Here is a 13,818-nt window from a genome sequence, read left to right on the forward strand (position 1 = left end):
CGAGGCGTTATCCCGTCGGCAACAGTCCGCTAGTTGTCACTGTGTAGCGGCATCCGGACGACCTGCGCCGCATAGGTGAGCCCCGCGCCGTAGCCGATCAGCAACGCCAGGTCGCCCGGCTTGGCCGCGCCCGTGTCCATCAACTGGGCGATCGCCAACGGGATGGAAGCCGCCGACGTGTTGCCGGCGTGCTCGATGTCGTTGGCGACGACGGTGTCGGGTCGCAGTTGCAGGTTTTTGGTCAGCAGGTCGTTGATGCGGGTATTGGCCTGATGCGGGACGAACACGTCGATTTCGTCGGGTTTTACCTCGGCGGCTTCCAAGGCGCGCCGGCCGACGTCACCCATCTGGAATGCCGCCCAACGGAATACCGATGGTCCTTCGAGGCGCACGTATGGCCTAGGCCCACTCGGGTTCTGCGCAAACGTGATCCAGTCGATGTCCTGACGGATGGCGTGCGCCTGTTGGCCGTCGCTGCCGGCGACGGTGGGTCCGATGCCCTGGAACGGGGTCTCGCCCACCACCACGGCGGCCGCACCGTCGGCGAAGATGAAGCAGTTGCCGCGGTCGTACATATCCATTGTGGGAGAAAGCTTTTCGGTTCCTACCACCAGCATCCTCCGGGCGCCGCCGCCGCGGATCATGTCGGCCGCCACGCCCAGGGCGTAGCCGAACCCGGCGCAGCCCGCCGAGAGATCGAATCCGAAGATGCCGTTGGCGCCCAGCGCCGCCGCGACCATCGGAGCGGCCGGCGGAGTTTGCAGGAAATGGGTGTTGGTCGTCAGGATCACGCCGTCGATGTCGGACGGATCCAGGTCCGCGTTGCCCAGCGCGCGTCGACAAGCCTCGGTCGCCATCGAAGCGGCGGATTCGTCGTCGGCGGCGAAGCGTCGGGTCTTGATGCCGGTACGGGTGTAGATCCATTCATCGGACGAGTCGATCTTCTCGCAGATCTCTTCGTTGGTGACGATCCGCTCGGGACGGTAGGCCCCGACACTGAGCAATCCGACGTTCTTGGTGCCGCTGGTCGTCGCGATCTCAGTCATCCTCGTCCCATCTCTTTCCGTCGAGTGTGCACCCTTGGCGCCGACCTGCCGACGGCTACGCCCGAAAACCCATTAGAAGCTAGCTCAGCTTCCTAATGCCAGAGCGATCGCCACCGCGATGGCCCACACGATCATCGCCAGCCCGGTGTCGCGCAGCACCGGGATCAACTCCCGCCCACCGCGCCCGGCTCGCACCGGTGCCGCCGCCCGCACGGCAAGCGGCGTGGCTATCAGCCCCGCCGCGCACCACGGCGTCGCCAACATCAACACCAACGTCAAGACCCCCGCGGTAGCCAGCAGCGCCTGGTACAGCAGTCGGGTGCGGGCGTCTCCCAGTCGTACCGCCAGGGTGATCTTCCCCGACACCGCGTCGGTCGGGATGTCGCGCAGATTGTTGGCCACCAACACCGACGACGACAGCGCACCGATCGCCACCGCGAGCACCAGACCCACCCAGTCGACCCGTAACGCCTGCGTGTACTGGGTGCCGAGCACGGCGACCAGGCCGAAGAAGACGAACACCGCGACCTCGCCGAAACCGGAATAGCCGTACGGCTTGGAGCCTCCCGTGTACAGCCAGGCCCCGGCGATGCAGATGCCGCCGACCGCGATCAGCCACGGCGCGCTGACCAGCGACAGCGCCAGCCCGGCCGCCGCGCCTACGAGGAGAAACACCACCGCGGCGGTGAGCACGGCGCGCGGTGTCGCCAACCGTGATCCCACCAACCTGACCGGGCCGGCCCGGTCATCGTCGGTGCCGCGGATGCCGTCGGAGTAGTCGTTGGCGTAGTTGACCCCGATGATCATCGCCAGCGCGACGACCAGCGCCAGCAGCGCCTTCCACCACACGGCGGCGTGCAGCCAGGCCGCCGCGCCGGTGCCGGCGACCACGGGCGCGACCGCGTTCGGCAGGGTGCGTGGGCGGGCGCCGGCGATCCACTGCGCGAAACTGGCCACCAGGGCATCCTGCCGGTGCAGGGTGCACGCGATCAAACTCGCTACGGTGTGCCCTTGGCGCCGGGTGAGCCGGGGGGTGTGCCCGCGCCACCCGATCCACCCTTACCGCCAAAGCCGGAAGGCTCATCGCTGTAGTTGCGACCGTCGCCGCCGTCGCCGCCGTTACCGCCAGCGCCGGTGGTGGCGTCCCCGCCGTCCCCGCCGTTGCCGCCGAAGGCTGTTCCCGTGGCAATTCGCCCCTCGCCGCCTTTGCCGCCGTTGCCGCCGCTGCCGGTGCCGGTGGCCACGCCGCCAGCGCCGCCGTTGCCGCCGATCGCGTTTCCTAGCCCCAAGGTGCTGGCCCCGCCGCCAGCGCCGCCGTTGCCGCCGCCGGTGGTTCCCGTGCCGCCGGCGCCGCCGTCGGCGCCGACTGCGTCGATCGTCGAGAAACTATTGGCGATGCGCGCCCAGCCGCCGTCGCCGCCGTTGCCGCCGTTGCCGGCTGTGCCAGTGCCGCCCTGCCCACCGATGCCGGCTGTGACGTGCGTGGTTTGTCCGGTGGTGGTAGCAGAGCCGCCGACTCCGCCGTTGCCGCCGATGGCGCCGTCCCCACCGGCACCGCCCGCCCCTGCGAGCGAAGTGGCTGTCGAGGTGGGGTTGCTGGTGGTTGCTTTGCCGCCTTCGCCGCCGTTGCCACCGGTGCCGGTGGGCCCGCCGCTGGTGCCGGCGGCGCCGTTGCCGCCGACGGCATTTCCTAGCCCGGAGGTGGATGCGTCGCCGCCGTTGCCGCCGTTGCCGCCGCCGGTGACTCCCGCGCCGCCTGAGGCGCCATCCGCGCCGACGGCGTCCACTGCGGATAACGCGTTCTGGATGTACGCGCTGCCCCCCGTGCCGCCGTCGCCGCCGCGGCCCACTGTGCCGATACCGCCCTGCCCCCCGGCACCGGGGATGACATCCCCGGTCCCAAAGGTCGCGGCCGTGCCCCCGCCACCGCCGTTACCGCCGGTCGTGCCGTCCCCACCCGTGCCGCCCACCCCGCCAACTGCGGTGGCAGTCGAGAACGCGTTCTCGATGTACGCGGCCCCGCCGTACCCTCCGTTTCCACCTGGGCCGGTGGGCCCGCCGCTGGTGCCGGCGGCGCCGTTTCCGCCGACCGCGGTTCCCAACCCGTAGTTGCGCGCCACGCCCCCAATGCCGCCGTCGCCGACGCCAGTGATTCCGATGCCTCCGGCACCTCCACGACCGCCGAGCGCAGTGGCCGGTGAGGCGGCATCGCGGATTTCCGCGTCGCCGCCGTTTCCGCCGTGTCCGCCGCTGAGTCCGTAACCACCTGTTCCGCCGATTCCGCCGGTGGCAATAGCCATTGAGTCGGGGTTGTCGATGTACGCGGCCCCGCCGTTGCCACCGTTTCCGCCGGCGCCGGTGGCCCCGCCCTGGCCGCCGACGGCGCCGTCTCCACCGGTGGCGTTGCCAAGCCCGTTGTTGTACGCATCACCGCCGTTGCCGCCGTTTCCGCCGCTGGTGACTCCTGTGCCACCGACTCCGCCGTTCGCGCCGACGGCCTCGAGCGTTGCGGAATCGTTGTCGATGTGGGCGCTGCCGCCGTCGCCCCCGTCGCCGCCGCGACCTGTTGTACCCGTGCCGCCCTGTCCTCCGGTACCGGGCGTAACAGTTCCGGTTAGTCCGATGGTGGACGCATCGCCGCCGTTACCGCCGTTTCCGCCGGTGGCGCCGTCTCCGCCAACGCCGCCAGTGCCGCCGAACGAAGTGGCCGACGAGATGTTGTCGGTGTATGCGTTACCGCCGTTTCCGCCGTTTCCACCGACGCCGGTGGCCCCGCCACTGGTGCCGGCCGCGCCGTTTCCGCCGCTGGCGTTGCCAATCCCACTGGTGCGTGCGTCTCCGCCGTTTCCGCCGTTCCCGCCGCCCGTCGCGCCCGCGCCGCCCGCGCCGCCGTCGGCGCCGACGGCGTCCACCGCAGATAACTCGTTGTGGATGTAGGCGCTACCTCCCGTGCCGCCGTTTCCGCCGCGGCCGGTTGTGCCGGTGCCTCCCTGTCCGCCGGCGCCGGGCGTAACGTTCCCGGTTCCGTCGGAGCGAGCCTCACCGCCGTTGCCGCCGTCTCCGCCGGTGGTGCCGTCCCCGCCGGCCCCGCCGGATCCGGAGATTGGGGTAGCAGCCGAGGAGGTGTTGTATATCGTCGCGTTGCCGCCGTTTCCGCCATTTCCGCCGACGCCGGTCGACCCGCCGCTGGTGCCGGCGGCGCCATTTCCGCCGATGGCGGTTCCCACCCCGTAGGTGAACGCGGCGCCGCCGTTGCCGCCGTTTCCACCGCCGGTGACTCCTAAGCCCCCAGCGGCGCCGTTGGCGCCGACGGCATCCACCGTCGAGGAATCATTGCCGACAATGGCCGAGCCGCCGTCGCCGCCGTTGCCGCCGCGACCTGCTGTGCCGGTGCCCCCCTGACCGCCGACGCCGGGCGTGACATCTCCGGTTCCGCCTGTGGAAGCCGAGCCGCCGTGCCCGCCGTTGCCGCCGGTGGGGCCGGTCCCACCCGCCCCGCCGTCCCCGCCATGCGCGGTGGCCGTCGATGTCTCAAGCGTGATAGCTGCGAGACCGCCGTTGCCGCCGTTGCCGCCGGTGCCGCTGGTGGCGGTGCCCCCGTTTCCGGCAGTACCGCCGACGGCTTGCCCGGTTCCGAAGGTGCCAGACAGGCCGCCGTCTCCGCCGCGACCGCCGCTTGCGCCGTCCCCGCCCTCGCCACCCGTACCGCCGAGTGCGGTCGCCGCCGACGTGCTGTTCATAATGACCGCGGTGCCGCCGACTCCACCGGTGCCACCTGTTCCGCCAGTGGCGTCGCCCCCGTTGCCGCCTTTGCCGCCTTTGACGTCGCCGATCCCGTTGCTGTTAATGCTGCCGCCGGCGCCGCCGTTGCCGCCTTTGCCGTGCCGCTGTTGCCGCCGCTGCCCGTCCACCACCCGTTGCCTTGCCGTGGTTCCTTCCGTGCCCTTCCGTTCCCGCCGGCCCTTCCTTCCCGGTGTCGCCAGGCGTTGAACCCGGCCCCTGCCGTCACCGATGATGATTGCTCGAGTTCCCACCTTGACCACCGGCCCCGCCATTGGGGGAGCCGCCCACACCAGCCCCGCCGGTGCCGCCCTGGCCACCCGCTCCGCTGTTACCGCCCGCCCCGCCGGCACCGCCGTTGCCGTGAGCGCCGGCCTGGCCTATCAACGATCGACCGGCCCCACCGCCTTGACCGCCCTGCCCGCCGCCCCCACCGTCGCCGCCGGTGCCGCCTGTACCGCCGGCCGCGGTGGCATCAAAGCCCATCCCGCCGGCCCCGCCGGAACCACCCACCCCGGCCCGGGCACCGCCGAACCACCGTTGCCGCCGGCCACCGGTCCTCTTGACCGTCGCCGCCCACACCGCCCGCGACCATCGAGGTGCCGGCCGCCGGTGTCCGGCCCCCTCCGCCAGTGCCGCCCAGTGCCGCCGAACATTGCCACCCTTCCGCCCTTCCGCCTACCGCCGACTCCTCCCGCGCCACCGTTACCGAAAAGCCAGCCGCCGTCGCCGCCCGCCCCGCCGGGCGCCCCGGCTCCGCCGGCACCTCCCACACCTCCGGAACCAAACAGCCCCGCGGCACCTCCGGGGCCGCCGGGTTGGCCGACCGCCCCCGACCCGCCGTTGCCGCCGTTGCCCCACAACAGGCCCCCCGCCCCGCCGGCCTGCCCGCTACCGGGTGCCCCGTCAACCCCGTTGCCCAGCAATGGGCGGCCCAACAACAGATTGGTGGGTGCGTTGATCACGCCCAGCACGGCGTCGGTGACAACAGCCAGTGGGTTGGCGTTGGCCGCTTCGGCCGCCCCGTAGGCGGCCGCTGCGCTCCGTAGCGCCAGCAGAAAGTCGTCGTGAAGCGCCGCCGCCTGCGTGCTGAGCGCCTGAAACTGGCGGCCATGATCGGAAAACAGCGCCGCGATCGCCGCCGAAACTTCGTCGCCGGCGGCAACCAGAATTCCGCTGATCGGGGCGGCGGCGGCCGCGCGGGCCTCACCTAACGACACCTCTATCTGGGCCAGCTGATCTGCTGCGGACTCGACCACGGGTGGCGCCACCAGCAAATAAGACATACAACCCCCCTCCCGTTGTGGTTCCGGCTCGTGCTGCCGCAGAGCCTAGAGCGGGTGGCGGGCCGCCGATACAGGGATTTCCCTGGAGTTGTCGAGATCCGCAGAGTTGCCCTGGCGGGCAGGCGAATAACTGACAGGCAAGCGACCAGTTCTTGGCGCGCGTGCACAACAATGGGCGGATGCTCGGAGTCATCGGCGGTAGCGGTTTCTACACGTTCCTGGAGTCCCAGGTGCGCACGGTCAACCCGCAGACCCCCTACGGCGAGCCGAGTGCCCCGATCACGATCGGCGTCGTCGGCGACCATGAGGTCGCATTCCTACCCCGACACGGGGCCAAGCATGAATACTCGGCGCACACCGTGCCCTACCGCGCCAACATGTGGGCGTTGCGAGCCCTGGGGGTGCGGCGGGTGTTTGCGCCCTGCGCGGTCGGCAGTCTGAACCCCGAAGTCGGCCCAGGGGCATTCGTGGTGCCCGATCAGTTGGTGGATCGCACCTGGGGCCGGGCCGACACCTACTTCGACGTCGGTGGGGTGCACGCCAGCTTCGCCGACCCGTACTGCCCGACGCTGCGCAGCGCCGTCACCGGGGTGCCCACGCACGATGTGGTCGACGGCGGCACCATGGTGGTCATCCAGGGGCCGCGGTTTTCCACCCGGGCCGAGAGTCAGTGGTTCGCCGCGGCAGGGTTCAGTCTGGTCAACATGACCGGTTATCCCGAGGCGATCCTGGCTCGTGAGCTTGAATTATGTTATGCCGCAGTCGCTTTGGTCACCGACGTGGATGCCGGTGTGGCGGTGGGCGAGGGGGTGAAGGGCGCCGACGTGTTCGCCGGCTTCGGCGAGAATGTCGCGGCGCTCAAGGCCCTGGTGCGGGCCGCCATCGGTCGGGTGGACAGCGAGCGCAGCTGCGAGCTGTGCCGGCACCACGCGGGTGTCCCGCTGCCGTTCGAACTGCCGTGAGGCGTTAGGACGGGTTGCGCGGGGGCGGGGGCGGGGGCGGCGGCCGGAAGATCTTCGGGCGCGGTTGTTGTGGTTGCTGCTGTTGCTGGCGGGGCGGCCCGGGCCGGAAAATCCGGGGTGCCCCACCGGGCACGGACAGCACGCGCGTGGCCGCATCGTCGCCCCTCGGCGGGATTTGGAACTGGGTGGTCCTGGCCTCCGATGGCAGGGCGGCGCCCACTGGTCCGCGCGTGGGCGGGGGTGGTGATCCGGGCGCCGGCCCGGGTGCGGGGCGAGGGGCGGGCGCGTTAGCCCGTGGCCGACGCGGGTGTTGCGGTGGACGCGGCGCTCGACGCGAACGACCCCGAAGGATGATGGCCAGGAAGATGCACAGGGCCAGCCCGCACAGCGCCACGTCGAAGGTGCTGGTGATCTGCACTGCCAGGTTGTTTCCGTAGACCGGGTTGACCGCGACGCTGGATTGGTCGAAGCGAGGCGCCAGCAGCACACCGAGGATGATCCGAACGAGGGTCAGCCCGAACACGAACCCGGCCAACAACGTGACCAGGCGCCGACGCAGCGGCCCGCTGACCCTGAGGCTGAGGAACAGCGACAGCGCCAGCGCCGCGGTGATCAGGTCGAACACGGCCAGCGTGGTGCTGTCGTAGATCGACCGCGGATACTTCAGAATCGCGTCGACGATGAGGCTGGTGAGCCGCATCAGCATCGAACCCAGGGCCCATACCGCGATGAGCAGCAAGCCGTTGCGCAGCGCCGCGCGCCAGACATCCTTCTCGATCCGCTTGCCCGACCTGAACAGGGCCAGCGGCGCGAAGATCGCCGCCGCGGCCGCCCAGGCCAGATAGCCCTCGTATCCGACGCCGGCCGTCGAGGTGTTTTGCGCGATGCTGTGGAACGCGTCGATCTCCCGGCCGACGGGCAGCAGCCACACGATTATCCCGGCGACCAGCGACGACACGCCGAATGCCAGGGTGGTCAGCCGGGCGTCCTTGGTGCCTTTGAGGAGACAGCGCGACGCGACCACGACCGCGACGAACGCCACCGCGCCGTACACCACCGCCGTGACGATGACCGTGATGTTCTGCGTGCCGAACTCCGACCCTCGCAACGCGTACCGGATCCGCCAGCTCAGGTTGAAACCCGAACTCAGCGCCGCGCCGAAGATCGACGCGTAGCCGATGAGCCGCGCGGTCCGTAGCCATTTGCCGTAGTGCCCGTCGTCGCCTTCGACGGGACGGGTCATGGGTGGTTGGGCGCTCAACAGCGCGCCGGCGACCCCCAGCCACGCCCCCGGGCCGACACCGCCCGGCACGTGCACGGTGCCGCCGAATCGGACCGATTCGAACGCGTCGAAGACGATGAACCCCAGGACCAGCAGCAGATAGGGGACGTTGAGCGCCAACCGGACGCGGCCCGCGGTCGCCGAGTTGACGCCGGCGCCGGACAGTTTCCAGGGCCCCACGTAGGACACGGCGAGAGAGATCAGCGAGAGCAGGGTGACCACACCCAGCACCACAAACACCAGCTGTTTGCTGTCGGGGACCCCGAGGCCGAAGTAAAGGTTCCACGGGAACAACGCGGCGGCGATCAATAATGTCGCCGCCGTCAGGTCACGGATGAGGTTCCGTTTGCGTATCGAGTCCGGTGCCGCAGGAGGGGGGCCCGCCAGCTGCCCCCGCGCACCCGAGTCGGGGCCGGTGGCCGCATAGACGGGGCCGGTCGGAGTGTCGTCACTGCTCACGGTCACGATGCCCCCCAGGGATCAAGGTCGGTTGCTGCTGGCGCAACGTTGATAGTGCAACAGGGGAACCCCCTCCATCACCGCTGCGTTGTTCGACTGCGAACATATTCTCCATTCGAACGTTGCGGCAGTGGCTGTGAGCAGGTTATGAACATGAACGGTATCTGCTTTGACCGTCGCCACTGGTTTGGGAATCCAGTTACGCTGCGCTCACAGGGGAACCTCGTCGCGGATGACGAATATTGCCGACGGTACGCATTCTAGTGCCGATGGACTGCTGGTTGTGGGGTAGCCAGCCGAAGGAGAGCCGGAAGTGGACTTAGTGTTGGGGGTGGCGGTCACGGGCCGGGTCGCGCGCTTGGCGCTCGTCGGCTCCGCGGCTGAGGGCAACCCGGTCATCGACCAGTACTCCGTCGACACCGGCCCGAACCCGATCGGGGTGCTGGCCGAAACCATCGTGGGAACGAACCGGTTGCTGGCCGACGAGGGTCACCGGCTTGGCGCCACCCGTTTGTGCTGGTCCGATTGGGGCCTGGCGGATCGGCTGCGCAACACCCTGCTGCAGTCCGGCGTCGCCAACGTCGAGGTGCTGTCCGAAACCGACGCGGCCACGGCCCTGCTGAACACGCGGGGTCCCGGTGCAGCCGTGCTGCTGGTGGGCGACCAGACGGCGAGCCTGTCGACGATGGATTCCCCGGACGCGCCGCCGACCATGATGGCCGCCGCGCCCGTCGAATCCGACCCCACATCGACGTTCGACACGTTGCTGTCGCAGATACCCAATCAGACCAGCAGCCCTGACGAGGTGTTGGTGGTGGGCTCGTCTTCCGAGCAAACCGCGATGTTTGCCGACCAGCTGCGATCCGCCTCCACCATGGATGTGCAGATCCCGGAGGACCCCACCTTCGCGTTGGCCCGTGGCGCCGCCATTTCGGCCGATCCGGCGAGCGCATCCAGCGCAACGATGGCGCACCCGGGACTGGCTCCCGGAGCGACAACGGCTCTGCCATCTTCGGGGCCCACAGGTGTGCCGCTGGACGCGACGACGGCCGCCCCGATACCCGGTGACGCGACCGCGTTCGTGCCTTCGCCCGACGCCGGGGCGCCGAGCGCGCAGGACGAACAGCTGGCGTACTCCCAGGCCAGCGACTACGACGTGCTCCCAATGGTGGACGAATACGACGAATACGGGAACCCCTTATACGAGGACGAATTCGTTGAAGACGCCGAAGCCGTCAACGACCCGGAGTCGGGCGAACCGAACAAGCTCAACCTGCGGTCGCTGCTGATCACCAACGGCGTCATCGCCTTCGCGGTCCTGGGATTCGCGTCCCTGGCAGTCGCCGTGGCGGTCACCGTGCGGCCGACGGCTTCGTCGCTGCCGGTCGAGGGACACCAGAACGCCCAGCCCGGAAAGTTCATGCCGCTGTTGCCCACCGAGCAGCAGGCGCCCATACCGCCGCCCCCGGCCGACGCTCCGACTCTCGGGTTCCAGGGCGGCAACCTCGCGCCCCTCCAGAACGCTCCGCAGTACGGCGGCGGCGTGGCGCCGCCCCCGGCCGCCCCGGTGCCGGCGCCGGCACCGCCCGCCGTGGTGCCCGCACCGGTGCCGCTTCCGGTCCCGGTCTTCATTCCGTGGCCGGGCTGGCAGCCCGGCATGCCGACCGTTTCGCCGACGCCGATCACAACGACGACGACGGTGACGACGCCGCCGACAACCACCACCACACCGCCGACCACGACCACGACGCCGCCGACGACCACTACCCAGCCGACCACGACGGCGCCGACGACGACCACCGCGCCGACGACGACGGTGCCGACCACGACAGCGGCGCCGACCACAACGGCGGCGCCGACGACTACGGCGCCGAAGCCGACGACGACGGTCGCGCCGGAGCCGACCACCGTCGCGCCGCCACCGACAACGGTGGCGCCGCCGCCGACGCAGCAGACCGTTGCGCCGCCGCCGACGCAGCAGACCGTTGCGCCGCCGCCGGTCCAAGTGCCGACCGTCGCCCCGCAGCCGCCGGCACAGGTGCCGACCGTCGCCCCGCAGCCACCGGTACAGGTCCCGACCGTCGCCCCGAAGCCGCCGGTACAGGTCCCGACCGTCGCCCCGAAGCCGCCGACCGGCGGTGGCACCGGCGGCGGGACCGGTGGGGGGCTCTTCGGTGGCGGCGGCAGCAGCGGAGGCAGCGGCCGTTCCGGGGGCTCAACCGGCGGGAGTGGCGGGAGTTAATCCGCCGCTGGGCTGGCACGCCGCACGATGACGCGGCCAACCACCCCGATCGCGAACACGACCAGCCCCACGGCGACCGACTGCCACGGCAGCGTCGCGACGAGCACCACGCAACCGAGCAATCCGACGACGTTGACCGCGCGGCGCCAGGCGCGGCGCGGCAGCGTGTAGGCGGCAGCATTGGCGATCGCGTAGTAGATCAGCACCCCGAACGACGAAAACCCAATGACGCCGCGCAAATCCGCGGTCACCACCAGCACACACACCACCACGGCGATCGCAATCTCGGCATGGTGGGGCACCTGGTAGCGCGGGTGCACCGCGGCCAGCCAGCGCGGGAGATCGCGATGGCGGGCCATCGCCAACGACGTGCGCCCCAGCCCGGCGATGAGAGCCAGCAACGCGCCAGCGCTGGCCACCGCCGCACCAACGGAAGCGACCGGCACCAGCCCCCCAACGCCGGCGGCGCGCAGTGCCTCGGCCAGCGGCGCCACCGCGTTGGCAAGGCGGTCCGGGCCGGCGGCCAACAGCGCCGCCACCCCGACGACCAGATAGATCAGCACGGCGATTGCCAGAGCCAGGGTTATCGCTTTGGGAATGGTGTGGGCGGGGTCGCGTACCTCTTCACCCATCGTCGCGATGCGTGCATAACCCGCGAAGGCGAAGAACAGCAGCCCAGCCGACTGCAGCACGCCATAGGCCGTGACACCGGCCCAGCCGGCGGTCAGCGAGTGCGTCGTCTCAGAAGTGTCATCCGCTCCGGCAGTGCCGATCAGGATGCCGACCACCACTATCGCGAGCGCAATTACCGTGCAGGCCAACAATATTCGGGCGAGCGCCGCGGTCTTGGTGACGCCGCGGTAATTCAGCGCGGCCAGCGCCACCACCACTGCCACGGCGACGGCGCGCTGCGCATACGCGGGCGCGCCCAGACTGCCGACGGTGTAGGAGGCGACGGTCAACGCCATCGCCGCGCACGAGGCGGTCTTGCCGATGACGAATCCCCAGCCGGCCAGGAAACCCCACCACGGGCCGAGTCGCTCCCGGCCGTAGATGTACGTGCCGCCCGACGTCGGGTACACCGCCGCGAGCTGAGCCGAAGAGGTTGCGTTGCAGTAGGCGATCGCGGCCGCGAGCACCAGACCGATTAGCAGGCCGACACCCGCGGCGCGCGCCGCCGGCCCGAATGCCGCGAACACACCGGCGCCGATCATCGACCCCAGCCCGATCACCACCGCATCGGCGGTGCCAAGTCGGCGAGCGAGTGCGGGTTGGTCGCCCATCAGCCTGCGCCTCCGTACTGGCGCACCAAGGCGGCCCGGTCGACCTTGCCGATACCACGACGCGGCAGCTCGTCGACGATGTGCAGTTCGCGGGGAGCGGCCGTGCCGTCCAGGGTGGTAGCGACATGTGCGCGCAGCGCATCCAGCGTCGGTGTTGGGCAGCCGCCCTTGACCACGATGGCGGCGGCCACCCGTTGTCCCAGTCGGTCGTCGGCGAGGCCGAAAACCGCGCAGTCGCTGACTGCCGGATGAGTGCACAACGCGGCCTCCACCGGCTGGGGGAGCACCGTCAGTCCGCCGGTGCTGATCGCATCGTCCACGCGCCCAAGCACGCTCAGCACACCCGCGTCATCGATGGCGCCGAGGTCGTCGGTGTAGAACCAGCCCGGTTCGGCGAACGGGTCGGGATACACCGGGTTGCGGTAGCCCTTGGCCAGTGTCGCCCCGCCGAGAGCGACGCGGCCGTCGTCCAGCACGCGCATCCGAACCCCGTCGAGCGGAACCCCGTCGTACACGCAGCCACCCGCTGTCTCGCTCATCCCGTACGTGCGCACCACGGTGATGCCGGCGGCCTCCGCGGCCTCGAGGACCGGCCGTGGTGCCGGGCCGCCGCCGAGGAGGACGGCATCGAGTTCGGCAAGCGCGGCCACCGCATCGGGCCGGGCGAGTGCCTTGGCAAGCTGAGCGGCGACCAGCGACGTATACCGTCGTCCTGAGCCCAATTGACTTACCGCACAGGGCAATTGATTTACATCGAATCCCGCCGAGACATCCAGCTCGACGGGTGTGGACCCGGCGATCAGGCTGCGTATCAGGACCTGCAGACCGGCGATGTGGTAGGGCGGGACGGCCAGCAGCCACCTGCCCGGACCGCCGAGACGGCGATGGGTGGCCGTCGCACTGGCCGTCAGCGCGGCGGCGGTCAGCAAGGCGCCCTTGGGCGGGCCGGTGGTGCCCGATGTCGTCACCACCAGGGCCACGTCGTCGTCGATCGGCTCGCCAACTCGCAAGTCGCGCAGCGTGGTTGCCGGCTCGTCGCGTGCAGGCACCGCGACCAGCGCGGGATCGCGGCCTTCTAGAACCCGTTGCAGCGCAGGCAACAACAGGCTGGTGGCAGCACCGGTGGGAACGCGCAGCGCGCGCAAGACGGCTATGCCCGCTCCTCGTTGTCACGGACATCGTTGAACGGCCATCCCTTGGCGGCCAACCGCTCTCGCACTCGCTCGACGTCTTGCGGGCTGGGCAGGTCGTCGGTGAGCTGGGTGATCGCCACACCGATGTCGATTTGGTCGAACTCTCCGCGACGCATCAATTCGTTGGCGACGGCGACGACTTCGTCGTTGGACAGCCGCCGGGCCAGCAGCGCCAGCACCGCGAAAGAGTCTGTCGGGGGCACACCTTCGGGGTAGCCCGCGCGCAACCACGACACGATCGCGGAGAGAAAATTGTTCACGCGGCTACAACTTCCCTTGGGCGGC

Annotated in this window: 11 protein-coding genes; 2 read left to right on the forward strand and 9 right to left on the reverse strand. The window is 70.4% G+C overall.

The features are described from left to right. Positions 1 to 29 precede the first annotated feature (29 nt). From fabH to G6N68_RS31335, 5 genes are all read right to left on the reverse strand, one after another. A complete protein-coding gene (gene fabH / locus G6N68_RS02030) occupies positions 30 to 1,046 on the reverse strand; it encodes a beta-ketoacyl-ACP synthase III (RefSeq protein WP_069421147.1) in 1,017 nt (338 codons plus the stop codon). An 84-nt stretch (positions 1,047 to 1,130) separates the two neighbouring features. Beyond that, the gene (locus tag G6N68_RS02035; RefSeq protein ID WP_163718030.1) at positions 1,131 to 2,003 is read right to left on the reverse strand and encodes a 1,4-dihydroxy-2-naphthoate polyprenyltransferase; all 873 of its coding nucleotides are present in this window, start codon (positions 2,001 to 2,003) and stop codon (positions 1,131 to 1,133) included. A gap of 41 nt (positions 2,004 to 2,044) precedes the next feature. After that, a complete protein-coding gene (locus G6N68_RS31330) occupies positions 2,045 to 5,080 on the reverse strand; it encodes a PE family protein (RefSeq protein WP_275899928.1) in 3,036 nt (1,011 codons plus the stop codon). After that, the gene (locus G6N68_RS30455; RefSeq protein WP_240355840.1) at positions 5,052 to 5,213 is read right to left on the reverse strand and encodes a hypothetical protein; all 162 of its coding nucleotides are present in this window, start codon (positions 5,211 to 5,213) and stop codon (positions 5,052 to 5,054) included. Before G6N68_RS30455 ends, G6N68_RS31330 begins: the two co-directional genes overlap by 29 nt. After that, a complete protein-coding gene (locus tag G6N68_RS31335) occupies positions 5,210 to 6,112 on the reverse strand; it encodes a PE family protein (RefSeq protein WP_275899929.1) in 903 nt (300 codons plus the stop codon). The genes G6N68_RS30455 and G6N68_RS31335 overlap by 4 nt, the downstream gene beginning before the upstream one ends. A 161-nt stretch (positions 6,113 to 6,273) precedes the next feature. On the opposite strand from G6N68_RS31335, the gene G6N68_RS02045 reads away from it, so the two are divergent. Beyond that, positions 6,274 to 7,074 (forward strand): S-methyl-5'-thioadenosine phosphorylase, encoded by an 801-nt coding sequence (locus G6N68_RS02045; protein ID WP_163718031.1) that lies wholly within the window; start codon positions 6,274 to 6,276, stop codon positions 7,072 to 7,074. A 4-nt stretch (positions 7,075 to 7,078) separates the two neighbouring features. On the opposite strand, the gene G6N68_RS02050 is transcribed toward G6N68_RS02045, so the two are convergent. Continuing rightward, the gene (locus G6N68_RS02050) at positions 7,079 to 8,743 is read right to left on the reverse strand and encodes a DUF7937 domain-containing protein (protein WP_276069208.1); all 1,665 of its coding nucleotides are present in this window, start codon (positions 8,741 to 8,743) and stop codon (positions 7,079 to 7,081) included. Between the two features lie 385 nt (positions 8,744 to 9,128). On the opposite strand from G6N68_RS02050, the gene G6N68_RS02055 reads away from it, so the two are divergent. Beyond that, positions 9,129 to 11,057, forward strand: a complete 1,929-nt coding sequence (locus G6N68_RS02055) for a DUF7159 family protein (RefSeq protein ID WP_240355331.1) — start codon at positions 9,129 to 9,131, stop codon at positions 11,055 to 11,057. On the opposite strand, the gene G6N68_RS02060 is transcribed toward G6N68_RS02055, so the two are convergent. Genes G6N68_RS02060 through G6N68_RS02070 form a run of 3 tightly spaced genes read right to left on the reverse strand, consistent with a single transcriptional unit; the run spans position 11,054 to position 13,793 of the window. After that, positions 11,054 to 12,340, reverse strand: coding sequence for an APC family permease (locus G6N68_RS02060; protein ID WP_163707207.1), 1,287 nt, complete (start codon positions 12,338 to 12,340; stop codon positions 11,054 to 11,056). The genes G6N68_RS02055 and G6N68_RS02060 overlap by 4 nt on opposite strands. Further along, positions 12,340 to 13,446, reverse strand: coding sequence for an o-succinylbenzoate--CoA ligase (gene menE, locus G6N68_RS02065; protein ID WP_240355640.1), 1,107 nt, complete (start codon positions 13,444 to 13,446; stop codon positions 12,340 to 12,342). Before menE ends, G6N68_RS02060 begins: the two co-directional genes overlap by 1 nt. Before the next feature lie 44 nt (positions 13,447 to 13,490). Next, entirely contained in the window at positions 13,491 to 13,793 is a 303-nt protein-coding gene (locus tag G6N68_RS02070) for a DUF3349 domain-containing protein (RefSeq protein WP_163707209.1), read from the reverse strand. Positions 13,794 to 13,818: the final 25 nt, after the last annotated feature.

This window comes from Mycobacterium bourgelatii, from assembly GCF_010723575.1.
Lineage (GTDB): Bacteria > Actinomycetota > Actinomycetes > Mycobacteriales > Mycobacteriaceae > Mycobacterium > Mycobacterium bourgelatii.